The following is a 25,221-nucleotide window of genomic DNA, read 5'->3' on the forward strand; positions in this document are numbered from 1 at the left end:
AACCGTACCCGGGCATGTTCACTTCTCTCTATGGGCGCGCCAGACCCCACTCGACCCGCCCCTCACTCGCACGAGCAACCATGACCGCGTTCGAACCGGACGACATCCGTTGGGTCGTCATGAGCGACCTGCATCTGGGTGACGACGGCAGCTTGCTGACCAGCGTGGACCCGGACACGTACGCGGTGGACCCGCGCCGAGGCTCGGACACGCTGACGGCGCTCGTTGCGGTGTTGCGCGACATGGTCGAGCGAAACGACGGGACGGCGCGTCCTACGCTCATTGTCAACGGCGACTTTCTGGACCTGGCCTTCAGCCGATTCAACATCGCGCTGATGCACTTTCAGCGGTTCGCTGAGCTCGTGCTGGAGCCCGGCAACGAACTGTTCGACCGGATCGTCTTCCTGCCCGGCAACCACGATCACCACCTGTGGGAGATGGCACGGGAAACGCAGTACGCGCGCACGATCGCGGACGCCCGCGCCGGCGACCTGCCGCCCATGCGGCACAGCACCTCGCCGCACCTGGAAGAAGGCGTCTCCTCCTTCCTGTTGTCTCGCCTCCTGCGGAGCGTCAGACCGAACGAGCCGGAGGAGCAGCGGCTGCGTCGGCTCGCGGTCGTCTATCCCAACCTCATCCTCTCGGACGGGGGTGATCGCGCGGCCATCCTGCACCACGGCCATTACGCGGAAGGGATCTATCACCTGGTCAGCCGCGCCTATCGGTGGCTCTTCCCGGGCCGGCCGGAGCCCCACACCCTCGAGTCGATCGAAGGGGAGAACTTCGCCTGGATAGACTTCTTCTGGTCGCTGTTGGGTCGTTCGGGAGACGCGGGCAAGGACATCGAGACCCTGTCCGAGATGCTCCACTACCCGGAGCACGTGGGCGACTACGCCGACCAACTGGCGGAACGCGCCGCCGCGGCGCGCGATATCCCCTGGATTCCCACCGCCGCGCTGGAAAAGCGAGCGCTCAAGAAGGTCTTCTCGATGGTGGCCGAGCGCTTCGCGGGCGAGCGCTTCCACCGCGACCGGGTGTGCACCGCGGAGACCATGGGCGTGCTGGCGCGATACCTGTTCGGCCCCACGCTCGAGCAAGTGCGCACGTCGCTGGGTGAAGTGCCCGCGGATCTCTCGTTCCTCTGGGGGCACACCCACAAGCCGTTCGAGAAGATCCTGCGGGACACGCGCACGGGGCGTGAGGTGGCGGTCTACAATTCGGGCGGGTGGGTGATCGACTCGCTCTCTCCGTCGCCTACGATTGGTGCGTCCGCCATTCTGCTCAACGAGTCACTCGACGTTGCGTCGCTGCGCTTCTTCTACGACGCGCCCGGCGGCGGGAGCATAGTCTTCGAGGTCGTGCGCCCGGGGGGCGTTCAGGACTTCGACGTGGAGCCCACCCCGGCGGCTCCGCTGCCGGCGCCCGGCGAGGGCGGAGGCGAGTGCCTGGCGGCGGAGCCGGGCGGAGGCATGCCGGTGGAGGAAGGGGAGCGCGAGGCGGCCGAGCCGTCCGGGCGCGCGCCGGACGACGCCGGCGTTCGGCTCGACTTCGCCCGGGCGATGCAGCGGCGCGTACGCGCGTCGGTCGCCGGCGGCGGCGGCTGGGACGAGCTGGCCGAGCGCATACGCGCGGGCATCCTGCTCCGCCGCCGCCGCCTGGAGGCGACGTTCGGACCGTGATGGGTGACGGAGCGACCTGCGAGGTCGATGTCATAGTCGTCGGCTCCGGGTTCGGCGGGTCGGTCGCGGCGCTTCGGTTCGCCGAGGCCGGCCACCGCGTCGTCGTGCTGGAGCGCGGGGATTGGGTGCTGCGCGAGAGCCACGAGCCGGACGCCGACGCGCTCTGGAAGCCGCACCGGCAGCTGTTCGGCATGCACGACTTCCGAGCGCGCGGCCGCAACGTCATCCCCTGGCTGGGTAGCTGCGTCGGCGGCGGCTCGCACGTCTACGCGGCCACGCTGAAGCGCCTCCTCTCTCTGGACGGCTTCCCGGCGGCGGTCAGGGAAGAGGGCCTGGACGAGTTCTACGACGTGGCAGAGTGCGTCCTGGACGCTCAGCGCTACCCCGACTGGGCCCCGTACGGCCAGGTGCGCTCCACGCAGCTGCTTTACCGCGCCGGCGACCGGTTGAAGGAGACGCACCCGGAGTTGGTCGAAGAATGGGGCGCGATCAACCTGGGCATCAGCTTCGCGCCGGAGGGCGGACAGCCCGGCGCGCCGTTTACCAACAAGCACGGGGCGCGGCAACGCTATCAGGATCCACAGGCTCCCGACCTTCTCGGAGGCGACATCGGGGCGACCAACAGCCTCGATCTGAACTACCTGTTCCTTGCGCAGAAGGAAGGAGCGGAAGTCAGGGCGCTGTGCGAGGCGGACAGGATCGAGCCGCTGGAGGGCGGCGGGTACCGCGTGCACTACGTTCGCCGGACTCCGTTCCCCGGCCGCCTGCGGCGACACCTGGCGCGCTGGCTGCCCTTCCTGGCGGCGCCCGTGGAGTCGACCGAATCGCTGTGCGCCCAGCGCGTCGTGCTCGCCGCCGGCAGCATCGGCACGACCGAGCTGCTGCTGCGCAACCGGGACGTACACGGCACGCTCGCGGGGCTCGGCGACGCGCTCGGCAGGGGCTACTCGTCCAACGGCGACTACGTCACGCTCATGCAGCCGTTCAAGGGATTCTATCTGTCCTGGGCGGGGCTCATCGTCGCGGCGGGGGCTGCCGTCCTGGGTGCGTGGTGGATCGCCGCTGCGGGTGCGCTCGCCTACGCCGTCGGCCTGCTCGTGTCCAGGAGGGCCTTCGATCCCGACATAGGGGCGACCAACAGCGACTATATCCGTTTCGTGGCACGAGACGGGAGTCCTCAGGGCGTCTACGTGGAGGGCGGGCGCTACCCCACGCCGCTGAGAGCCGGACTGGCGATCGCGCTCAGCGTCGTGGGGCTCTGGCGGCCGGGACGCTACAAGCGGATCGTCGCCCTCACCAACTTCCTGCGACGCTGGGTTCCGCCCTTCGAGCTCATCGGCCGAAGTTGGCCGATTCCGCTCCTGCAGATGGGCCGGGACGCGGCCCGTGGCACGTTCGCACTCGATGAGGCCGGGAGGGCCGAGATCGATTTCGAGCTGGAGGCCAACGACGACTACTACGAGTACCTGGGCGAGCTCGGGCGCCTCACCTCGGACGCCGTCGGCGCCCGGTGGTTTCCGAACTTCGTCGCCCGCACGCTGCGCAAGGTGGAGGTGCCGCACAACCTGGGCGGAGCCCACATGGCGGACGGACCCGCCGATGGCGTCGTCGATCACGCCGGTCGAGTATTCGGCTACCGGGATCTCCTGGTGCTCGACGGGTCGGTCATCCCTCGGGCGCTGGGTCCCAACCCGGCGCTGACCATTGCCGCGCTGGCTGAGCGCGCCATGCGTCACGTGCTCGACCAGATCGAGAGGGAGGGATCCGCTCGCGCCGACCCTCGGTGATCTTGCCCGGAACTTCGGGGGGGGGTGTATTATTCGGGCGAAGCGTCCACCGGCGGCCCCGCCACCGACGGTACGGACACCAGGCGAGGGTTGGAGGCGACCGATGATGGACACCACGACCGGAGATGGCTCCACCGGCGACGCCGGGGCGCTGCCCGCCCCCGTTGCCGACTGGGTCGTCGAATCGGACCGGCAGCGCGAGGAGTTGCGCGCGCTGATCGACGCGTACTCGACCGAGGAGTTGATGTGGCGTCGGGGCCCCGGCAAGTGGGCGATCGCTGACCACGTCTCCCACCTCGTCCTCACCAACTCGGCGTACATCCCGGCGATCGCGGAGGCGGCCCGGCGAGCCAAGGACGCCGAACTGCTGGGGACGCCGCCCTATCGAAGCTCCTTCGTAGGGTCGCGATTCCTGCGTATGCTGGAGCCACCGGTCGTGCGCCGATTCAAGACCATGAAGCGGCTCGAGCCCTCTACCGATGACACGCCGCCCGCGGCTCGCGTCGAAGCCTTCGAGGCCGGTATGGAGCACCTGGAGCGAGTGTTGCGCGGTGCCGCCGACGTGGACCTGGGCCGCGCCAAGATGCGCTCCCCGCTGATGTGGCTAATGAAGCTCACGCTGGCGGAGGCCGTGCAGGTCGTCCTGGCTCACAATCGGCGACACCTCTGGCTCGCCGACGAGGTGATCAGATCGCCGGGGTTCCCCGCGGCAGGAGCGGCGTAACGGCAATGTCTCCGGGGCGGTGGGGTGGTGTCGGGTTGGTCTTGGCTCTGGTCGCGGGAGCCGGCTGCGAGGACCTGCTTCAGGCCGGACGCTCCGCGTTCGGCACGGCGGCGCCGGATTCGACGCCGCAGGGCTCGACGCCGCGCTCGCCACCGCCCGGCCAGGAGCAGCCGGCGCCCGGGGGCGTCGCGAGGCAGTCGCCGCTGCTCGAGGCGCGGCCCGATCTGCTGGGTCGGCCGGCGTGGGAGGGAGAGCGGTCCGGCGTGGCCGACAACCTCCGGGCGATCTTCGAAGACGAGGGCGCCGAAGGGGTCATCGTGGTGCACGATCTGAGGAGCGGAGCCACGCTTCGCTCGGACTCGGTGCGCGCCGGACGGCGGGCGATCCCGGCGTCCACCTTCAAGATCCTCAACGCGCTGATCGCGCTCGAGACGGGGGTGATCTCGGGGAGCGCGGACACCATCCCCTGGGACGGCGTCGACAGGGGGGCCCCTGCCTGGAATCGCGACCACGACCTGGCGTCGGCGTTTCGCGCCTCGGCCGTGTGGTACTACCAGGAACTGGCGCGGCGGGTCGGCCTGGAGCGGATGGAGGCGTGGCTCAGGCGAATCGGGTACGGAAACTCCGACGTCGGCGGCGTGGTCGACGGGTTCTGGCTCGACGGGCCGCTCGCGGTCTCACCGGACGAGCAGATCGGCTTCCTGCGTCGCCTGCAGTCGGGTCAGCTCCCGTTTTCGACGCGGTCGATGGAGGTAGTGCGCGAGATCATGGTGCTGGAGCGCGGCGCCGACTGGACGCTGCGCGGCAAGACGGGCTGGAGTCGTCAGGGGCTGACCGAGGGCCTGTGGTTCGTCGGGTGGGTGGAGCGCGGCGATGACGCGGCGTTCTTCGCGATCGAGTTCGAGATCAGCAGCCCGAACCGGGACGTGGGCATGATGCGTGAGCGTATCTACCGGCGCACGCTGTCCGAGCTCGGACTCATCCCGTCTTGACGCTGGGTGGGGTGGGGCCCGTCGTCGTGGTCGGCGCGGGCGTGGTGGGCCTGACCTCCGCCATCCGCCTCCGGCAGCACGGCATCGGCGTGCGCATCGTGGCCCGTGAGGTGCCGCCGCGCACGACGTCGGACGTGGCCGCCGCGATCTGGTATCCCTACCTGGCCTACCCGCCCGAGCGGGTGCTGCCGTGGAGCGAGGCCACACGCAGGACGCTCGACGCCATCGAGGATCCGGCCGCCGGTGTTTCCACCGTCAGGCTGCTGGAGCTGTTCGACGGCCCCGCCCCCGAGCCGTGGTGGCGCGAGGCGCTCCCCGACTTCGGCTGGGCCGACGGGGCGGAGCTTCCGGAAGGCTACGAGGCGGCGTACGACGTTCGCGTCCCGCTCGTTGACACCTCCGTCCACATGCGGTGGTTGATGGGCCGCGCCGCCGCGCTCGGCGTCGCCGTCAGCCGCGCCGCGGTCGCCGACCTGGACGACCTCTTCGGCGCAGCGGCGCTGGTGGTGAACTGCGCCGGCGTGGACGCCGGACCCCTCGCCGGCGACGCGTCCGTGACGCCCATCCGCGGACAGGTCGTCCGGCTCGCACCCGTCAACGGAGTCAGGACGGCGCTCGTGGACGAAGCGGGACCGCTGGGCCTCACCTACATCATCCCCAGGCCGCGCGACATCGTGGTGGGGGGCACCGCCGATGCCGGCGCGTGGAACGCGGAGCCGGATCCGGCCGTCGCGAGCGCCATCCTGGCGCGGGCATGTGTTCTGGAGCCGCGTCTGGCCGGCGCGCGCGTGCTGGGGCACGCCGTGGGGCTGCGCCCCGGGCGGCCCACCGTACGGCTCGAGTTGGAGCGCCGGCTGAGCGGACCGGTCATCCACAACTACGGCCACGGAGGCTCGGGGTTCACCCTCGCGTGGGGCTGCGCAGACGACGTGACCGCGCTGGCGGCCGACGTCCTGGGCGCGCCGGCGGAGCCTGCCGATTGAGCCCCGGCCGCAGGGTCGGCGGCGACGTCGCACCCCTGTTTGCCGCGCACCTTCGTTGCGCCACTTGCGACCCCCGGGGCACAGTGTATGCTAGTCGGCCCGCCAGTTAGAAAACCCGGACGACGCCGTCACTCCCGGCCAGGAGATGCCATGCCGACGCCTCAGCGACACCCGCTATCCGTCTTCGAAGCCAAGCGGGAGGCGCTGGTCGATCTGCAGAGGATCCCTGGAGTCGGCCCTGCCATCGCGAACGACCTCTGGGAGCTGGGAGTCGAGCGCGTCGGCGACCTGCGGGGGAAAGACCCCGAAGCGCTTTACGATGCGCACTGCGCGCAGCGCGGCGTGCCGGTGGACAACTGCATGCGCTACGTATTCAGGTGCGCCGTGTACTTCGCCACCGAGAAGGAGCCCGATCCGGAGTTCTTGCGGTGGTGGCGCTGGAAGAGCCTGGACGCCGATGCGCGACCGGCGAATCTGAGCGCCTGAGCGGTCCTAGTGTACCGTTGCAGAAGTCCCGTAGGCATTCGGCCCGCGCTGCATCCCGCGGCGGCACACTAGCGCATGGAGCAGCCGCTGTCCCGCATCACCGAGGAAGCCGACCTGGAAGCGGCTCTCGCGCTACCGCTCGCCATCCTTTACAAGCACAGCCCCGCCTGCGGCCTGTCCATGCTCGCGGCCCGCCAGGTGCAGCGGTTCTCCGGCGAGCGCCCCGAAATCCCCACGTTCGCGGTCGACGTGATCGGGTCCCGCGCGGTGTCCGACCTGATCGAACGGCAGCTCAGCGTGCGCCACGAATCCCCCCAGGTGATCGTGGTCCGCCACGGCGTCGCGCGCTGGTCGGCGTCGCACCTCGGCATCCGCGTCAGGCAACTGCGCGCCGCGGTGGAGGACGGCTAGCAGGTCGCTGAAAAAGGGGAGTGCGGCCGCGAGCAGGGGGCTTGCGGGCGTCCAGGGCAGGAACGACGAGGAGGCATAGCCTAAGCTATGGCGACGAGGAGAGACGAACGCTGGATCCCGCAACCCCCCTGCTCCCTTCGGGTTGGGGCGGCACGGGGTCGTCTGACGTCGTTAGCGCTCCTCCCCGATACGCAGCGGTATCGCCTCGTCGCGCTGCCTTGCATCCGACCCCGTGGCGCTCCCAACGCGGCTCGCTACCCTTTTTCAGCGACCTGCTAGGCGTGAGCGGGGGCGCCGCGCGGCTGCTCTTCCCGGCCATCCGCTGGGTCGACGGCGCGGGCTTCGCGCCGGCCGAAGACGGCATCGCCGCCGGCCTCCGCATGGGGGCCGGCGGTTTCATCATCTTCGGGGGAGAGGCCGGCGCGGTGCGCGCCCTGACGACCCGCCTGCGCGGCGAGTCGGCGCATCCGATCCTGATCGGCGCCGACCTGGAGCGAGGCGCCGGGCAGCAGTTCGACGGCGCCACCCGCCTGCCGCCGCTCGCCGCCGTGGGGCACGTCGATGACCTGGAGGCGACCAGGCGGTGCGGAGCGCTCACGGCCCGCGAGGCGCTCGCGCTCGGCGTCGACTGGGTCTACGGGCCGGTGGCCGACCTGGACGTCGAGCCGCGCAACCCGATCATCGGCACGCGCTCTTTCGGGGCCCGGCCGGGGCGCGCCGCGCGCCACGTGCGGGCCTGGGTCGAGGGGTGCCAGGACGAGGGCGCGCTGGCGTGCGTGAAGCACTTCCCCGGCCACGGCCGCACGGTCACGGACAGCCACGCCGAGTTGCCGGAGGTGACCGCCGCCGGCGACGTCGTGCGCGCGGACATGGAGACGTTCGCCGCCGGGATCAGCGCCGGCGTGGCTTCCGTGATGACCGCCCACGTGTCGTTCCCGGCGCTGGACCCGAGCGGGCGCCCCGCGACCCTGTCGCCCGTGATCCTGGGCGAGGTGCTGCGCGGCGAGCTGGGCTTCGGGGGTCTGATCGTCACCGACGCCATGATGATGCAGGGCGTGGTGGACGCCGCGGCGCGCGAAGGAGGCGGCTCGGCCGCGGCGGCCGACCCGGGCGCGCTCGCGGCGGTGCGCGCCATCGCCGCCGGGTGCGACGCCAGCCTGTATCCGGAGGATCCGGCCGCGGTCCTGGAGGCGCTGGGGGTCGCCCTCGGCGATGGGTCGCTGGACGCCGGGCGGGTGCACGAGTCGGTGGCCCGGATCGACGCCGCGGCCGGAGCGGCGTCCGCCGCGCGCGAGAGGGTCCAGCGCAGCGGTCAGGGCTGGGGTGTGCGCAGCGACGCGGAATGGGCGCTGGACCTGGCGCGCCGCTCGCTCGTTCCTCTGGCCGGCTCGGCGACGCTGCGCGGCGAGGCGGTGAGCGTGATCGACGTGGACGACGACCTGGGGGGACCCTATCCGCCTCCGGCGCGCGCAGCGTTGCCGGATCGTCTGCGCGCCGCCGGACCGCAGGTGGACCACCGGTCCGCGCCGTCGGAGGGCGGAGCCGAGACCGAGCACGACGGCGATCGGGTGATCGCGGTGTACGCGGACATTCGCGCGTGGAAGGGTCGCCCGGGGCTCTCCGACGACGCCGTGGCGGCGGTGCGCGCCGAGCTGAGCTGGACCCCGGACGCGCTCGTGGTTCTGTTCGGCCATCCGCGACTGGCGGGCGCTTTGGACGCGGGCCGCATGTTGGCGGCCTGGGGCGGGGAGTCCATCATGCAGCAAGCCGTGGCCGCCGAGATGGCCGGCCCCTCCGCGTAGCTTGACGAAGAATCGATGACCACCATCGACTGGATCATCGTCGCCGTCTACATGGCGCTGACCCTCGCGCTCGGCGTCTGGCTCGCGCGGCGCGCGTCGGGCAGCATGGAGGACTTCTTCGTCGGCGGGCGGGCGCTGCCCTGGTGGCTCGCGGGCACGTCGATGGCCGCCACGACGTTTTCCATCGACACCCCCCTCTACATCTCGGGCGTGGTCGGCAACCGTGGCATCGCGGGCAACTGGGAGTGGTGGAACTTCGCCATCGCCCACGTCATCCTGATCTACATCTTCGCCAAGATGTGGCGCCGCGCCGAGATCGTCACCGACAACGAGCTCACGGAAATCCGCTACTCCGGACGTCCCGCGGCGGCGCTGCGGGCCACCAAGGGCTTCCTGTTCGCGGTGGTCGTCGGGTCCATCGGCATCGGCTACGCCATGCTGGCGATGGTGAAGGTGATCGACGCGCTCGAGATCTTCCCCAGCCTGGGGCTCGCGCCCGGCGAGCACGCCAAGCTGTGGGCGGTGGTCGCTGTGAGCGTGCTCGTGCTCGCGTACGCCGGGGTGGCGGGGCTCTGGGGCGTGGTCGCGACCGACTTCTTCCAGTTCTTCCTGGGCATGCTCGGCGCGATCCTGGTGGCGGTCTTCGCGGTGAACCACGTCGGCGGGCTGGACGACATGGTCCGGCTCGCCCAGCAGAACACCGACTTCGACGTGCTGGCGTTCACCCCGCTCGACTTCGGCGCCGGGGGCTTCCTGGGCGTGGGTTGGTCGAGCGTCGCGCAGATCAGCGCGTGGACGTTCGTCGCCTACATGGTGCTGCAGTGGTGGGCCTTCCGCCGCTCGGACGGCGGCGGCGAGTTCATCCAGCGGTTGGCGGGGGCCAAGGACGAGCGCGACGCGGAGCGCGCCGCGTGGCTCTTCAACATCCTGCACTACGTGGTGCGCACGTGGCCCTGGATCGTCGTCGCGGTGGTGGCGCTGGTGGTCTACCCCGAGCTGGACGATCGCGAGCTGGGCTACCCCAAGCTGATGCTGGACTTTCTCCCCGCCGGCCTGCTGGGCATCGTCGTCGCCTCGCTGCTCGCGGCGTTCATGAGCACGGTCAGCACGCTCATCAACTGGAGCGCGTCCTACATCACCAATGACCTGTACGCGCGCTTTCTGCGGCCGCGCGCCGGGCAAAGGGAGCTGGTGATGTTCGCGCGCGTGGCGTCGGTGCTGGTGACCGTCCTGGGCGCCACCGCCGCCTTCTTCAGCCGCGACATCGGCACCGTTTTCAGGCTGATCATCGCCATCGGCACGGGTCCGGGCCTGGTGCTCATCCTGCGCTGGTTCTGGTGGCGCATCAACGCCTGGGCGGAGCTGGCGGCGATGGTGGCTGGGTTCCTGGTCGGCTTCGCGACATCGGTCTGGGCGGGCGCCGACTTCACGCTGTTCGGCGCCGCGGTGAGCATCCCCCCGCTGCAGATCGCCGACTTCGGCGTCCGGCTGATGGTGACCTCGGCGGTGACCCTGGCGGTGTGGGTGCCCGTGATGCTGCTGACCCGCGCCGAGCCCGACGAGACCCTGGACGCGTTCTACCGCCGCGTGCGGCCGGGCGGACCTGGTTGGGCGCGCCAGCGCGAGCGCACCGGCCTGACGCCGGCGCAGGATCTGGGCAAGGACTCCCAGCGCGTGCTCGCCGCGCTGCTGCTGCTGTTCGGGCTGATGTTCGCGGTTGGCGGGCTGGTGATGCTGCGCTTCGCGCTCTTCTCCGGCATGACGCTGATCGCGGTGGTGGGGTGGGTGTGGCTGAGGCGGCTGCGGGAGGCGAGATGAGGGCGCGCGCGGGGATCGCCGCGGTCGTGTCCGCCCTGGCGTGCGGCGCCTGCGGCGCGTGGGCCGGGCCGTCTGCCGAAGCGCCCGCGCCGAGCGGCGTAGCGGACGATCCGGTGGCCGGCCGGCTGCCCGCGATTCCCGCGGCCGTGGGGGAGGGGCCGGCGCTCGAGGTGGTCTACCCGGCTGAGGGCGCCACCATAACCACCGACTCCACCTTCGTCTTCGGCGCCGTCCGGCTCACCGATCCGACGCTGCGGATCAACGGCGCGTCGGTCGACGTGGAGCCCAATGGCGCGTTCCTGGCCTTCCTGCCGGTGCCGGAGGACGGCGTGTATCGGCTCGAGGCGCGGGGCTCGGGCTCGGCGGCAGAGCTGGAGCGGTTGGTCAACGGAGCCGGACTGGAGCCGGCCGAGCCCGCGCCCGAACCGGGCGCCGGGGCCGACTCCGTGCGCGCGCCGCCGCTCGCGATCGCGTTCCCGACGGACGGCGCGGTGGTGACCCGGGGCGAGGTGATCACCGTGCGCGCCAGCGGCCCCGAGGGCGTCTTTCCGGTGCTGCGCATGCCCTACGGGTGGATTCCGATGAGGCCCGCGCGGCGCGCCCTGGGCAGCGCCGGCTTCATGCAGGCGTCCGCGGGCGCGGTCCTGATGGAGTACTCGGCCGACGTGCGCATCGACGCGCCGGTAGCGGGCGGCCAGGGCTCCGCCGCGTCAGGGCTGCTGCCGCCGCCGGGGACGCTGCGCAACCGGGGCGTCCCGGACGCGGAGGCGGTGGACGTCGCCACGATCCTGGCGCCGGGGGACACGGCGGTGCAGCCGCTGCCGCGCGTCGACGTCCTGCCCGCGGGCTTCGCCATCCCGGCCCTGGTGCGGACCGAGCGCCCGGACTCGGCGGCGATCGGGCGCGCCACGCTGCCGCCGGGCACCCCGTTCCACTGGTTCCTGCCGAACGGGACGGCGGCGCTGATAACCGGCGCTCGGGACGGCCTGGCGAGGGTTCGGCTCGCGTCCGATCTGTCGATATGGGTGCCGCAGGTAGACCTCGAGGCGACGGCCGGCCTCGCGCCGCTTCCGGGCGCGGGCCGGGCCGCCGGCGACGCCTACTCGGTCCGCGCGCTCCCGGCGGCCGGCTGGGTGGACGTGCGCGTGTCCCTGTCCGAGCGCCTGCCCTTCCGAGTAGACGCGCGCGACGGCGGCCTGGACATCACGGTCTACGGCGCGCGCACGCGCACCAACTGGGCGTACCAGGGAGGCGACGACCCGGAGGTGCGGCGCGTCTGGTGGGAGCAAGCGGGCGACGAGCGCTACGTCGTGCACGTGGAGACCGCCTCCACGCCGTGGGGCTGGGCGTCGCGCTGGGAGGATGAGGCCACCCTGGTGGTGCGCGTGCGCCGGCCGCCCGCCATCGACCCGAACGCGCCGCTGAGCGGGCTGCGCATCGGCGTGGACGCCGGTCACGCGGACGACACCGGCGCGCCCGGCCCGACCGGGCTGCGCGAGGGCGACGCCAACCGACGCGTCGCCAAGCGGCTCGTCGAGAAGCTGAGGCGCGCCGGGGCGCGCGTGCTGGAGATCCGCCCGGACGCCGACAACGTCGGCTTGGGCGCTCGTCCTCTGATGGCGGTCGACTCGTCGGTGCACGTCCTCATCTCGGTCCACAACAACGCCTTTCCCGACGGCGTGAACCCCTTCGAACGCGCCGGCACGAGCGTCCTCTACAACACCTGGCAGTCGCTCGACCTGGCGCGCGCGCTGCAGCGAGAGCTCGTCGACGAGCTGGGCCTGCGCGACCTGGGCCCCATCTGGGGCGACCTGGCGCTGGCTCGACCGACGTGGATGCCGTCCGTCCTCACCGAGACCATGTTCCTGATGGTGCCCGCGCAGGAAGCCGCGCTGCGGGATCCGGAGGTGCAGGGCCGCATCGCGGAAGCGCACGTGCGCGGGCTGGAGGCGTTTCTGCGGGAGCGTGCGGTCGCCCGGCCCTGAAGCGCCAGCCAGGCGGACCCTCTATCGCCTTTTCCACACACCCGTGGACAGACCTGGACAAACGCCTGTGGAAACGGTGGAAACTGGGCCGAAACGGGCTTGGTTCAGGGGCGTCCCGGTGTGGACAATCACGACTCTTGACCACAACATAGAGTGGCCTTATCGTGCAGGGCCCACAAGATATGGGGTGTGACGGCGCGGAGGGATCCGGGGGGCTTTGGCTATCGTCCCGCGCCGCCCGGAACATCGTACTTCGCGTCCTTTTCGTAACAAAAAGACAGACCCAGGCCGAGTCGAGGAAGCCCATGCCCGACGCCGTATCGCCCGCCGAGACCCTCCCAGAGGACCTCGGTCCCGCGGAGATGTCCGAGAACGCGAAGATCGTCCTCGGGCGTCGGTACCTGAAAAAGAACGAAGCGGGCGAGCCGGCCGAGGACCCCGAGACGATGTTCTGGCGCGTGGCCAGGACGGTCGCTGAAGAGGACCGCAAGCACGGCGCGAGTGAAGGCGCGGTAGAGCAGATCGCGCACGAGTTCTATCGCCTGATGACCACGCGCATGTTCGAGCCCAACTCGCCGACCCTCATGAACGCCGGCCGGCCGCTGGGACAGTTGTCCGCGTGCTTCGTGCTGCCGGTGGAGGACGCGCTCTCCAACGGCAAGGACGGCATCTACGACACGCTGCGGGCGATGGCGCTCGTGCATCAGTCCGGAGGCGGAACCGGTTTCTCGTTCAGCCGGCTGCGCCCGAGCAACGACATCGTCCGCTCGACCATGGGCGTGGCGAGCGGCCCGGTGTCCTTCATGAGCCTGTACGACCAGTCCACCGAGGTCGTGAAGCAGGGGGGCACGCGGCGCGGCGCGAACATGGGCATCCTGCGGGTCGATCATCCCGACATCCGGGGCTTCATCGCGTGCAAGAGCGACGTCACCAAGATTACCAACTTCAACATCTCGGTGGCGGTGACGAACGCCTTCATGGAGGCGCTCAAGAAGGACGAGGACTACGACCTGATCTCGCCGCGCAACGGGGCCAAGATCGGCCGCGAGAACGCGCGCGAGATATTCGACCTCATCGTCGAGGGCGCGTGGTCCACGGGCGAGCCGGGCGTGTTCTTCATCGACCAGGCGAACCTGCACAACCCGGTGCCGGCGCTCGGCGGCTACGAGGCGACCAACCCGTGCGTGATCGGCTCCACCCGCCTCGCGACCGACCGCGGACTCCTGACCGTGGAGGAGCTGGAGCGCGAGGTCATGGAGATCCGCGTGGGGACCGATGATCGCGTCCCCGCGCTCAGGGAGGCCCAGAGCGGTGGCGGCACGGCGGTCAAGACCCGTACGCGCCACGGCGTAACTGCCCGCCACGCGGTGCCGGTGTTCAAGAGCCGTGAGAACGCGGAAGTCTTCCGGCTCGTCACCGAGCACGGCTACGAGATCACCGCGACCGACAACCACAAGTTCTACACGCCCGACGGCGCGGTCGAGCTCAAGGATCTGGAGCCCGGCGACACCATCCTCCTGCAGTCCGGAGAGGGGCCCTGGGGCGGCGACAACGCGCTGCCGGAGTGGGCGCCGACCGACAAGTTCAAGGCGCGCATGGAGCGCGGCGAGGCCGCGCCCCCGACGCGCTGGTCGCGCGAGCTCGGACAGCTCCTGGGTTGGGTGGTCGCCGACGGCTGGGTGAGCGAGGAGCTTCCCGAGGGGCGCAACGTCCCCAACTACTCGGTTGGGCTGCTCTTCGGGGGCGACGAGAAGGAGCTGGAGGACGGCTTTCGGCAGCGGATCCGGGAATGGACCGGTCTCGAGGGCAACCGCGCGGAGCGCCCTGGGCGGGTCCAACTGATCTACAAGTCCGCGCTCTACTACTTTCTGCGGTCGCTGGGGGTCGTGACCGAGGACGGCAGGAGCAGCCGTGTGCCCACCGCCCTCTGGAAGGCCCCGGAGGAAGCGGTCATCGGCTTCCTGCAGGCGGCGTTCACGGCGGACGGGACCGTGAACCGGGTAGACTCCGCGCGCACCTGCACGGTCCGACTCGCGAGCAGCGAACCGGAGTTCCTGAGGGAGGTACAGCTCCTCCTCCTGAACATGGGCATGGTGGCCAACCTGCGGCTTCGTCGTAAGGCCGGCCGCAAGCTCATGCCGGACGGGCACGGCGGTCTGAAGGAGTACGCGCACAAGGCGCAGTACGAGTTGATCCTGGACAAGGTGAACCGGGACCGGTTCGTATCGAAGGTCGGCTTCCTCAGCACGGCCAAGCAGGAAAAGGTGGAGTCTTACCTGGCCACCAAGATACGCGGGTCGAACAGCGAGCGTTTCGAGACGAGAATCCGCTCGATCTCGGCGGCGGGACGCGAGGATGTCTATTGCACCACGGAGCCGGAGACGCATTCGATAATTGTAAATGGTTGTGTAACAGTCAACTGTGGTGAACAGCCCCTCATAGCGTACGACGTCTGCAACCTTGGTTCGATCAACGTCGGCGCGTTCGCGGTCATGGACGCCCCCGTGGATGCGCGGCCCGAGGAGCGCGTCGACTGGGACGAGCTCAAGCGCGTGGTGCACATGGCCACGCACTTCCTGGACAACGTCATCGACGCCAACAACTACCCGCTGCCCGAAATCCACGACCTGGCGCACCGGATCAGACGCATCGGGCTGGGCCTGATGGGGTGGGCCGACCTGCTCGTGCGCGTGGGGGTTCCCTACGACAGCGACGACGCGGTTTCCATGGCGCGCACTCTCATGGGTTTCATCGACGAAGAATCGCGCAACGCCTCGGAGAAGCTCGCCGAATCCCGCGGCGCATTTCCGGAGTGGGAGCGCAGCATCTGGGGGCCGGACGCCACCTGCGCGCGGCACCCCAACGGCGGCCGGCTGCGTCCGGGGATCAAGCTGCGCAACTGCAACCTGACGACCGTGGCGCCCACCGGCACCATCTCCATCATCGCCGACTGCGCGGGCGGGATCGAGCCGTTGTTCGCGGTCGCGTTCATGCGCAACCAGGCCGGCGTGCTGATGCCGGACGTGAACAAGGACTTCGTACGCATCGCGCGGGAGCAGGGCTGGTACTCCGAGGACCTGATGCGTCGCATCGCCGAGGAAGGCCACATCCATTTCGATGAGGTTCCGGAGGAGGTGCGGCGGGTGTTCGTGACCGCGCACGACGTCACCCCCGAGTGGCACATCCGCATGCAGGCGGCCTTCCAGGAGCACGTCGATTCGGCCATCTCCAAGACGTGCAACTTCCCGGAGGACGCCACGCGTGAAGAAGTCCGCGAGATCTACCTCCAGGCTTACGAGCTGGAGTGCAAGGGCGTGACGGTCTATCGCGACGGTTCCCGGCCCATGCAGGTGCTGTCCACCGGCAAGACCGCCAAGGAGGTCAGCGAGAGCGACGAAGCGGAGGCCGCGGAGCGCGCGCGGATGCTACAGGATCTGGCCGACGCCCGGGAGCGCATCCACCAACTCGAGCACGAGCGCGAGCACCTGGAGTCGGGGCTCTCCGAGGAGCAGGTTCGTAGCCAGAAGCGGCTGCTGAAGCGCACCCGGCCGGCGGCGCTGCGCGGGATCACGCGCAAGATGATCAGCCCCCTGGGCGACATCTACGTGACCATCAACGAGGACGAGACGGGCAAGCCCTTCGAGCTCTTCGCCACGCTGGGCAAGGCGGGCGGCGCGGCCATGGCGGACGTGGAGGCCATCGGGCGGCTCATCTCGCTGGCGCTGCGCAGCGGCATCGGGCTGACCGAGGTGCACCAGCAGTTGCGAGGAATCTCCTGCGACCGGGCCGTGGGTTACGGGCCCAACAAGGTGCTGTCGGTGCCGGACGCCATCGCCCAGGCCATCGAGCTGTACCAGCAGGAGCGCGCGGGCGTGCAGCAGGAGCTGCCGATCAACCAGACGGTCACCACGGGGGCGCAGTCGGCGGCGGCGCAGGCGCACGTCGACTTCGGCGCCTACGACCCGGGCGAGACGTTCATCGGCACGTGCCCGGACTGCGCGTCGGAGCTGACGTTCGCGGAGGGGTGCGTGAAGTGCATGGTGTGCGGCTACAGCGAGTGTGGATGAGTGCGGGGGGCGAGGACTGGCGCGCCCCCATTCGCTCCGGCGCTTCGCGAGTCGCTCATACGGGGCGCTCCAGCCCTCGCCCCCAGCGAGATCCGCACGGCGCTGTGGTTGGGGCATCGGCGCGAGTCGCTCTTGCGGGGCAACTCGCACCGCCAGCCCTCACGAGAGCCGCGAAACCCGCACGGCGCTGTGGCTGGGGGCTCGGTGCGAGTACAGATGGCGGGACGTTGACTTGATACGGTGATTCCGGGCGGCCCCGAAACCGGGGAGAGTGCAGGTTTTCAGCCGCACTTGGGCGGATGGGACGAAGCACAGAGGGGTCGTCCGGATTTTTTGGGGTGGGGTGGGGTGGGGTGGGGAGGCGCGGCCGGGTAACCGGTCCGCGAACGGGCCGGTCCGGGCATTGCCCGGGCCGGTTCCGTGCGTTTTGGGGTGCGCGTCGGAGCCGGCCACCTCACCTTGCCCACGGCGTTCAGGCAGATGTTCGTTTCAGCGGAAGGCCAATAGGCGTGACGACTCACCCGGCGGGTATCCTCAGGGCCGCATTCGTCCTCTTCCTGACAACGGCCGCGCAATCCTGCGCGACGTCTCCGAACCAGGGCGGCCCCACGCGGTCCGCGGAACCGACGTTCATGAACTCACCCGCTTGCGCTGAGGTCGTCGCGCAGCATAGGGCCGATCCCACGCTACCCGTGCAGGTGAAGGCCGAGCTGCTGCGAATCGGGATCCCAGGGCCCTGGGACGGAGGTTCGGGCGACGGTGAGGTGCATTTCGTCGTCACTGGGATGGGCTTCGTCGACGAGGACACCATCGAGATAGTCGGTGATGTACCGTCCGAGGGGCGCCAGGAGCTCACCGAAGCCACCCTCAAACACCGGTACCGGCCCGCGCGCGCAGACGAATGCTGGGTGGCCTCCGTCCAGGCCTGGTCCTTCAGGAGTTAACGCCCGCCGCTCCTCCGCAGTCCCTATCTTCGGTACCTGGCGCATCGCTTCCCGTTCGGGACGACACGCATGATGCCATTCGCTGACCCTGCGCTCCGCGCGCTGAACCGCTTCGGCCTGGGCGCCCGCCCGGGCGAGAGGGGTCGTTTGGAGGATCCCGGGCGGTGGCTGCGGGGTCAGTTGGACGGCGGGGCTCCCAAGCTGCGCGGCGAGTTGCCCTCGGGCGACGAGATCGGGGCGGTGATCCGCGGCCTGCGCGAGGCGCAACGCGCCCGCGACCAAGACGCCCTGCGGGAGCGGCGACGCGAGATTCGGCGGATCGTGGGGCTGGAGGCTGTCGCGACGCTGTCCGCCCGGGTGTCCTCGGAGCGGCCCTTCGTCGAGCGGCTGGTCGCGTTCTGGTCCAACCACCTGTGCGTCTCCGTGCAGGGCGAACCCGCGGTGCTGCCCATGGCGGGCATGTACGAGCGCGAGGTCATTCGCCCGCACGTGCTCGGCCGCTTCGAGGACATGGTGCTGGCGTCCGCCAGGCACCCCGCCATGCTGATCTACCTGGACAACGCGCAGTCGATCGGGCCGGAGTCCCGCGCCGGGCGCATGACCGCGCGGCGGGGGAACGCGCGCGGGCTGAACGAGAACTACGCGCGCGAGCTGCTCGAGCTGCACACGCTCGGCGTGGACGGTGGTTATGCGCAGGAGGACGTCGTCGAGTTGGCGCGCGTCCTGACGGGCTGGGGGGCGCAGGGGGTCGGCCGCGGACGGGGGCCGCGCGTGGGCCCGGAGACGACCGCGCCGGCCTTCCGCTTCGCGCCCCCGCTGCACGAGCCCGGCGCAAAGACGGTGCTCGGCGTGCGCTACCGAGAGGGCGGCGTCGGGGAGGGGGAGGCGGTCATCCGCGACCTGTGCCGGCACCCGTCGACGGCGCGCTTCCTGGCCGGCAAGCTGGTGCGCCACTTCGTCGCCGACGACCCGCCCGCCGCGGCGGTGGACCAAGTGGCGGCGGTGTTCGCCGACTCGGGTGGCGACCTGCGCGAGACCGCCCTCGCCTTGGTGGACCTGGACGAGGCGTGGGATCCGGCCAATCGGAAGTTCCGCACGCCGCAGGACTGGCTCGTGGCGGTGCTGCGGGTGCTGGGAGCGAAGGACACGCCGCGGGAGGTGGTCGAGGCGCTCCGACAGCTCAGGCACACGCTGTGGGCCCCCGGGGCGCCCAAGGGCTACGGGGACACGCGCCGCGAGTGGGCGGACCCCGACGCGCTCATGAACCGCGCCGAGCTGGCGCGCTCGATCTCCCGCCGGATCGTGCGCGACGGCGGCCGGCCGGATCCCGAGCGCTTGTTGGACGCGATCGAGGTTGGCGAGGACTCGGAGCTGCCGCGGTTGCTGGGCGACGGCGGCGTCGCCGTCGACGAACGCCTGGCCTTGGCCCTGGCGGGCCCCGACTTCCAGTGGCGCTGAAGGAGGCCGACCATGGATAGACGCGACTTCGTGCGCACGATGTGCGTGGGCGGCGTGGCGACCTTCGCGCTGCCGTCGGTCAGCTTCGCGCGCGTGCCGGGGCAGGGCAGGCTCATGTTCGTGCTGCTGCGCGGCGGCTTCGACGGCCTGGCCGCGCTCGTCCCCATTGGCGATCCGGCCTACGACGCGCTGCGCGGACCGATGGCGTTCGCCGCGGGCGATCTGCTTCGGCTCGACGAGGGCTTCGCGTTGGCCCCGGGGCTGGCGCCGCTGGGCGGCTTCTGGGACCGCGACGAACTGGTGGCGGTGCACGCGATGGCGATCCCCTACCGGACGCGCAGCCACTTCGACGGGCAGGCGATCCTCGAGACCGGCCTGGGGCGCCCGGACGGTTCCGCCGACGGCTGGCTCAATCGCCTTCTGCAGGTCATGGGCGGCGAGCGCACCGGGATCGCGGTGTCCGCCGGCATGCCGCGCTCGCTGTCGGGGCCGCACCCCGTGATGACGTGGTCGCCGGCGTCCCTGGGGGCGACCACGGAGACCTTCATCGACCGCCTGCACGCGCTCTACAGGCGCGACCGGGTGCTGCGCGATCCGTTCGAGGCGGCGCTCGAGCTGGATGACCTCACGGGCGATGAGATGATGATGGGAGGGCGCGGGCGACGCGGGCGCGACGCCTTCGAGCCCGTGCTGACCGCCGCCGCCCGGTTCCTCAGGGAGCCGACGGGCCCCAACATCGCCGCGGTCGAGTTCAGCGGCTGGGACACCCACGCCAACCAGGGCTTGGTCGGAGGCCCCCTGGATCGGTTGCTCGGGGGACTCGCGTCCGGGCTCGGCACCTTCCGTCGAGAGATGGGAGAGCGCTGGGCGGATACGACCGTCGTGGTGATGACCGAGTTCGGACGCACGGCGCGCCCCAACGGCACCGGCGGGACCGACCACGGCACCGCCGGCGCGGGCTTCGTGCTGGGGCCCCGCGTCGCGCGCAGCACGGTGATTGCCGACTGGCCCGGCCTGAGCGAGCGTGACCTCTACGAGGGCCGTGACGTGCGCCCGACGCTGGACACGCGCTCGGTGCTCAAGGGCGCGATCGCGGGCACCTTCGACCTGACCGGCGCCCAGGCGGACCGGGTATTTCCGGGCTCCGACTCGGCACGCGGGCTATTCGAGATCATTCGCTGACGAGAACCGGGTCGGCGCTCAGCCCTTCCGAAATCTGCTGTAACGTCGACCCCGGTCGTTGGGGTAGAGTCCTTGCCACTCCCGTCTCGGAGAACCACGCGCCGCGCGCCTTTGTGCATCTCTTCCCGAACGCGCACGTTGCTTCGCTGACACGGAGACGACAACCCGGGAAGTGATCGCCACGTGACAAGCGATTGGTGCGGCAGCGCCTATCGACGGCTGGTGGGGAAGTGAGCGACGGCGCGATTCCGCCCGATACGCCGGCGTCCACCTCGGGGGTCGCCGACGTGGGCGACCAGTCGTCCCAGGCGCCCCCACCCGGAACGGATCCGTCCGACGTTCCGCCCGCGCCTCCCCCACCCAAGCGCCGCTTCGACCGCTCGATCGTAGAAGGCCCGCTGCTGCCGGCGGTCTGGAAGATCGCGTGGCCCACCATGCTGCAGAACGTGATCGGCGGGATGCAGGGCCTCGTGGACCACATCATGGTGGGCAACTACGTGGGCTTCAACGGCAACGCCGCCATCGGCGTGAGCTGGCAGGTGTTCCTGGTCGTGATCGTCTTCATCTCCTCGCTGTTCACGGGGATGAGCGTGCTGGTGGCCCGCTTCGCCGGGGCGGGCGAATCGGAGAAGGTGGACCGCACCGTCTACCAGGCGTTCCTCACCGCCATCGGCCTGGCGCTGGTCCTCGCGCCGCTCGGCTACTTCCTGACGCCCGGCCTCCTAGACCTGGTCAACGCGGCGCCGGCGGTGCAGGCCGAGGCCACGCCGTACCTGCGCATCATGTTCCTGTTCAGCAGCGGCATGCTGATCTTCTTCATGCTGGGCGGCGCGCTGCGCTCGGCGGGCGACGCCAAGACCCCGCTGCGGCTGGGCATCTTCGTCACGGTGCTGAACATCGTCCTCAACATCATCCTGATCCGCGGCCTGGGCCCGATTCCGTCTTTCGGTACGGCGGGCGCGGCCATGGGGACCGTGATCGCGTCCGGGATCGTGGCCGTGTACGCGCTGGCGCGGCTGCTGGGCGGCGGCTGGGTGGTGCGCTTCCCGCGGGGTGGGGGCTGGGGGCCGGACTGGGGCATCATCCGGGCGCTGTTCCGGTTCGGCCTGCCGACCGGGATCCAGGGCATCGCCATGAACATCGGGGGCGTGTTCCTGCTCGCCTTCGTGGGATCGGTGGCGCAGAGCGCTGCGGCCCAGGCCGCGTACGCCGTCTCCTACACGCAGCTCTTCTCGCTCATCACCTGGACCACCATTGGCCTGATGGGCGCGGCGGCGGCGGTGGCCGGGCAGAACCTGGGCGCGGATCAGCCCGAGCGCTCGGCGGACGCCGTGCACGTGGCCGCGCGCATCGGCGTTCTGGGAGCCTTCGCCGTCGGCCTGATGTTCTTCTTCATTCCGCGCCAGCTCCTGGGCCTGTTCGGCATGGACGAGCCCATCGTCGTGGAGATCGGCGTGGAGCTGCTCCGGGTGCTCAGCCTGTCGGGTCTTTTCGTCGCGGTGGCTCTGACCTACACCGGAGGCCTCCAGGGGACCGGGGACACCAAGAGCCCGCTCTACATCTCCATCGTCTCGCAGATCATCGTGCCGCTGGGCATCTGCTTCGTCATCCAGCGCGTGTCCACGCTTGATCCCATCGACATCTGGTTCGCCATCCTCGCCGGCCACATAACCCGGTCCACGCTGAGCGTGCTGCGCTTCAATCAGGGCAAATGGCGGGCGATAGCGGTGGACATAGGGCATTGACCCAACTGCTGCCCGGGGTGGGGGACGCCCGCGGCGTGGTCGTCCCCGCGGTCACAGCCGAGCAGATGATCGAGGTGGACCGGGCGATGATCGAGGACTTCGGCATCGACCTGGCCCGCATGATGGAGCACGCCGGCCGCCACCTGGCGCACCTGGCGCGGGTTCGCTTCCTGGAGGGAGATCCGCGGGGCCGCGGCGTGGCGGTGCTGGCGGGCACGGGCGGAAACGGGGGCGGCGCGCTGGTGGCCGCCCGGCGGCTGAGCGGTTGGGGCGCGGAGGTGACCGCGTACCTGCTCGATGAGGACCGGCTGGGCGCGGTGCCGGAAGAGCAGCGACGCATCCTGTCGGCGCTGGGCGTGCGTACCCGCGCGCTCGATGCTTTCGCGGACCCCGGCGACCTGATCCTGGACGGCCTGTTCGGCTACGGCCTGTCCGGGCCGCCGCGCGGCGGAGCCGCGGACGCCATTCTCGAGGCCAACGATGCGTCGGCTCCCCTGCTTTCGCTGGACGTCCCCTCCGGCGTGGACGCCACCTCCGGCGTCTCGCACGAGTCCTCGATCCGGGCAGATGCCACCCTCACGCTGGCGCTGCCCAAGACCGGGCTGACGCTGCAAGAAGCCCGCCCGTTCACCGGCGAGCTCTACGTGGCCGACATTTCCGTGCCACCCGGGCTGTACGCGTCAATTGGGCTGGAGGTGGGGCCGCTGTTCGCAGAGTACGAGATCCTGCGGCTGGGCTGAGGCTACAAGCCCGTCTTCGCTCGCCACAGGCGGTCACAATCGTCCGGTGCCCGATGTCCAAAGACCGAACACCCCGCCGCCGGCGGGGCGACTGGACGGCGCGGACAACGGAGGCGCACGATGGCTGGACGAACCCCGGAAGAAACGGTGGAAATGCTGGTGGCGGCGTTCGCGGACGGCGACGGCGCGGGCGCGCTGGAGCTGTACGATGTCGGAGCGGTCCTGGTCACCGAGGCCGGCGAGTTGGCCGACCGGAGGGAGTCGCTGGCGGCGGCGATCGAGGCCTTCGCCGAGGCTCGGCCTCGCATCGACACGCGGGCACGGCACACGGTGGTGTGTGGCGACCTCGCTCTATACTCCTCGGACTGGAGGCTGGAAGTGGAGACCCCCGATGGCACGGCCCGTCAGGAGGGCAGATCTACCGACGTGCTCAGGCGCGGCGCGGACGGGCTTTGGCGCGTGGCGATAGACAGTCCATGGGGAACCCGTGTCCTGGATATCGCGCCGAAAGCGGAGGAGGGGAGAGCGGGATGAGCGAAGCTTCGTACGACGACCTCGAGGCGCCGGTCGCGCGGGCCCGGGAGGGCTCGCGCGACGCCCTGGAGGAGATCGTGCTCGCGATCCAGGACGACGTCTACGGGCTGTCGCTGCGCATGCTCTTCGACCCCGAAGACGCGCGCGACGCCACCCAGGAGATCCTCATGCGGGTCATCACCCACCTGGGGACCTTCCGCGGCGAGAGCGCCTTCCGGACCTGGGTCTACAGGGTGGCCGCCAACCACCTTCTCACGCGGCGCAAGCGGGCCGCCGAGCGCGTGACGATGTCGTTCGAGGAGTTCGGGGAGGATCTATACGATGGCCTGTCGGACGTCCTGCCGACGGGCACCGACGCGGAGCAACGGCTGCTGGTCGAGGAGGCCAAGCGGAGCTGCACGCTCGCGATGCTGCTGTGTCTGGACCGCGAGCAGCGCATCGCCTACGCCCTCGCCGAGGCCCTCGGCCTGTCGAGCAAGCAGGCGGCGGAGGTCCTGGACATCGAGTCGGCCGCGTTCCGGAAGCGGCTTTCCCGCGCGCGCGAGGCGGTGCGCTCTTTCATGCGGCGGCGCTGCGGTCTGGTGAACAAGGACAGCGCGTGCCGGTGCAGCAGGCGGGTCAGTCGAGCCATCGAGCTGGGCCGCATAGACCCCGAGAAAGTGGCTTTTGCCCGGCACCCGGTGCGCGGCGCGGCCCCCGGCGTGGAGCTCGGTATACGCGAAATGGAGGCGCTCGAGTACAGCGCGGCCGATCTGCACTGCGCTCCGCGCTACGCGGCGCCGGCCTCGCTGATCCAGGGCGTGCGCGATCTCGTCGACTCGGGTCGCTTCATGCTGCTGAGCTGAGCGCCTTCCGCACCGCCGGCGCGACCTCGGTGCCGTACAGCTCGATCCCCCGCAGCACTTCGGCGTGCGGCACCGTGCCGACCGTCTGCATGAGAAAGCGCTGGTGGCCGAATATCTCGTGCTGGAAGAGGATCTTGTCGACGACCTCCTGCGGACTCCCCACGAACAAGTGCCCGCGCGGCCCGCAGCCGGCGTCGAACTGCGCTCGCGCGAGGGGCGGCCAACCGCGCTCCCGGCCGATTCGCGTCATGATCTCCGCGTAGGGCTCGAAGAACGCGTCGCGCGCCCCCTGCGAAGTGGGCGCGATGTGGCCGTGGGAATTTACGCCCACCGGCAGGGCCAGCGGATCCCGCCCGGCGCGGCGCGCCGCGTCCCGGTACATGTCGACCATCGGCTTGAAGCGCTCCGGGTACCCTCCAATGATCGCCAGCGCGAGCGGCAGCCCCAGGGTCGCGGCGCGCACGACCGAGGGCGGGGTGCCTCCGACCGCTATCCACACCGGCAGCGGATCCTGGATCGGGCGTGGGTATACGCCGCGCCCCAGAACGGGCGGCCTGTGCCTGCCCGACCAGGTCAGCTCGGTCTGCTCGCGCGCCGCCAGGAGCAGGTCGAGCTTCTCGGAGAACAGCAGGTCGTAGTCGGCCATGTCCTGGCCGAAGAGCGGGAACGACTCGGTGAAAGACCCCCGCCCGGCCATGATCTCCGCGCGCCCACCCGACAGCAGGTCGATGGTCGCGAAATCCTGGAACACGCGGATCGGATCGTCCGAGCCCAGCACCGAAACGGCGCTGGTGAGCCGGATGCGCTCGGTGCGGGCGGCGGCGGCGGCCAGCACGATCGCCGGCGTCGACACGGCGAAGTCCGGCCTGTGGTGTTCGCCCACGCCGAACACGTCGAGCCCGACCCGGTCGGCGAGCTCGATCTCCTCCATCAGATCGCGGAGCCGCTGCTCGGCGCCCATCTGCCGCCCGGTGCCGGGATCGATGCGCGTCTCCGCGAAGGTGTATATGCCCAGTTCCATGGCGGCGCATGATGGGGC

The 25,221-nt window shown here is 70.6% G+C and carries 19 protein-coding genes; 18 read left to right on the top strand and 1 reads right to left on the bottom strand.

Translation table 11 applies throughout. The features are described 5' to 3' along the window. Window positions 1-80: 80 nt before the first annotated feature. The 18 genes from ABFS34_00775 (at window position 81) to ABFS34_00860 (ending at window position 24,182) form a co-directional block, all read left to right on the top strand. A complete protein-coding gene (locus ABFS34_00775) occupies window positions 81-1,679 on the top strand; it encodes a metallophosphoesterase (GenBank protein ID MEN8373961.1) in 1,599 nt (532 codons plus the stop codon). Beyond that, entirely contained in the window at window positions 1,679-3,466 is a 1,788-nt protein-coding gene (locus tag ABFS34_00780) for a GMC oxidoreductase (protein ID MEN8373962.1), read from the top strand. Before ABFS34_00775 ends, ABFS34_00780 begins: the two co-directional genes overlap by 1 nt. Before the next feature lie 103 nt (window positions 3,467-3,569). Then, the gene (locus ABFS34_00785; GenBank protein MEN8373963.1) at window positions 3,570-4,190 is read left to right on the top strand and encodes a DinB family protein; all 621 of its coding nucleotides are present in this window, start codon (window positions 3,570-3,572) and stop codon (window positions 4,188-4,190) included. Between the two features lie 5 nt (window positions 4,191-4,195). Further along, a complete protein-coding gene (gene blaOXA / locus ABFS34_00790) occupies window positions 4,196-5,182 on the top strand; it encodes a class D beta-lactamase (protein MEN8373964.1) in 987 nt (328 codons plus the stop codon). After that, window positions 5,179-6,165 (top strand): FAD-dependent oxidoreductase, encoded by a 987-nt coding sequence (locus ABFS34_00795; protein MEN8373965.1) that lies wholly within the window; start codon window positions 5,179-5,181, stop codon window positions 6,163-6,165. The genes blaOXA and ABFS34_00795 overlap by 4 nt, the downstream gene beginning before the upstream one ends. A gap of 150 nt (window positions 6,166-6,315) precedes the next feature. Then, entirely contained in the window at window positions 6,316-6,651 is a 336-nt protein-coding gene (locus tag ABFS34_00800; protein ID MEN8373966.1) for a helix-hairpin-helix domain-containing protein, read from the top strand. Window positions 6,652-6,726: 75 nt separating this feature from the next. Then, window positions 6,727-7,062, top strand: coding sequence for a bacillithiol system redox-active protein YtxJ (ytxJ, locus tag ABFS34_00805; GenBank protein ID MEN8373967.1), 336 nt, complete (start codon window positions 6,727-6,729; stop codon window positions 7,060-7,062). Between the two features lie 281 nt (window positions 7,063-7,343). Continuing rightward, on the top strand, window positions 7,344-8,864 hold the full coding sequence (locus tag ABFS34_00810) for a glycoside hydrolase family 3 N-terminal domain-containing protein (protein MEN8373968.1): 1,521 nt from the start codon (window positions 7,344-7,346) through the stop codon (window positions 8,862-8,864). Window positions 8,865-8,879: 15 nt separating this feature from the next. Then, the gene (locus ABFS34_00815; protein ID MEN8373969.1) at window positions 8,880-10,682 is read left to right on the top strand and encodes a sodium:solute symporter family protein; all 1,803 of its coding nucleotides are present in this window, start codon (window positions 8,880-8,882) and stop codon (window positions 10,680-10,682) included. Next, on the top strand, window positions 10,679-12,667 hold the full coding sequence (locus tag ABFS34_00820; protein ID MEN8373970.1) for an N-acetylmuramoyl-L-alanine amidase: 1,989 nt from the start codon (window positions 10,679-10,681) through the stop codon (window positions 12,665-12,667). Before ABFS34_00815 ends, ABFS34_00820 begins: the two co-directional genes overlap by 4 nt. A gap of 305 nt (window positions 12,668-12,972) precedes the next feature. Further along, window positions 12,973-16,734, top strand: a complete 3,762-nt coding sequence (locus tag ABFS34_00825; GenBank protein ID MEN8373971.1) for a ribonucleotide reductase N-terminal alpha domain-containing protein — start codon at window positions 12,973-12,975, stop codon at window positions 16,732-16,734. A 632-nt stretch (window positions 16,735-17,366) separates the two neighbouring features. Beyond that, window positions 17,367-17,678, top strand: coding sequence for a hypothetical protein (locus ABFS34_00830; protein MEN8373972.1), 312 nt, complete (start codon window positions 17,367-17,369; stop codon window positions 17,676-17,678). A 69-nt stretch (window positions 17,679-17,747) separates the two neighbouring features. Continuing rightward, window positions 17,748-19,136 (top strand): DUF1800 domain-containing protein, encoded by a 1,389-nt coding sequence (locus tag ABFS34_00835; protein ID MEN8373973.1) that lies wholly within the window; start codon window positions 17,748-17,750, stop codon window positions 19,134-19,136. 12 nt (window positions 19,137-19,148) lie between these two features. Beyond that, window positions 19,149-20,318, top strand: a complete 1,170-nt coding sequence (locus tag ABFS34_00840) for a DUF1501 domain-containing protein (GenBank protein MEN8373974.1) — start codon at window positions 19,149-19,151, stop codon at window positions 20,316-20,318. Between the two features lie 230 nt (window positions 20,319-20,548). Then, entirely contained in the window at window positions 20,549-22,063 is a 1,515-nt protein-coding gene (locus ABFS34_00845) for an MATE family efflux transporter (protein MEN8373975.1), read from the top strand. Continuing rightward, complete coding sequence (locus ABFS34_00850) at window positions 22,060-22,803, top strand: NAD(P)H-hydrate epimerase (protein MEN8373976.1); 744 nt, start codon at window positions 22,060-22,062, stop codon at window positions 22,801-22,803. The genes ABFS34_00845 and ABFS34_00850 overlap by 4 nt, the downstream gene beginning before the upstream one ends. A gap of 120 nt (window positions 22,804-22,923) precedes the next feature. Further along, window positions 22,924-23,337, top strand: coding sequence for a DUF4440 domain-containing protein (locus tag ABFS34_00855; protein ID MEN8373977.1), 414 nt, complete (start codon window positions 22,924-22,926; stop codon window positions 23,335-23,337). Beyond that, window positions 23,334-24,182, top strand: coding sequence for an RNA polymerase sigma factor (locus tag ABFS34_00860; GenBank protein MEN8373978.1), 849 nt, complete (start codon window positions 23,334-23,336; stop codon window positions 24,180-24,182). The genes ABFS34_00855 and ABFS34_00860 overlap by 4 nt, the downstream gene beginning before the upstream one ends. On the opposite strand, the gene ABFS34_00865 is transcribed toward ABFS34_00860, so the two are convergent. Next, window positions 24,166-25,203 (bottom strand): LLM class flavin-dependent oxidoreductase, encoded by a 1,038-nt coding sequence (locus tag ABFS34_00865; GenBank protein ID MEN8373979.1) that lies wholly within the window; start codon window positions 25,201-25,203, stop codon window positions 24,166-24,168. The two genes, ABFS34_00860 and ABFS34_00865, sit on opposite strands and share 17 nt — an antisense overlap. Between the last annotated feature and the right edge of the window lie 18 nt (window positions 25,204-25,221).

This window comes from Gemmatimonadota bacterium (assembly GCA_039715185.1).
In the GTDB taxonomy this organism is placed as follows: Bacteria; Gemmatimonadota; Gemmatimonadetes; order Longimicrobiales; family RSA9; genus DATHRK01.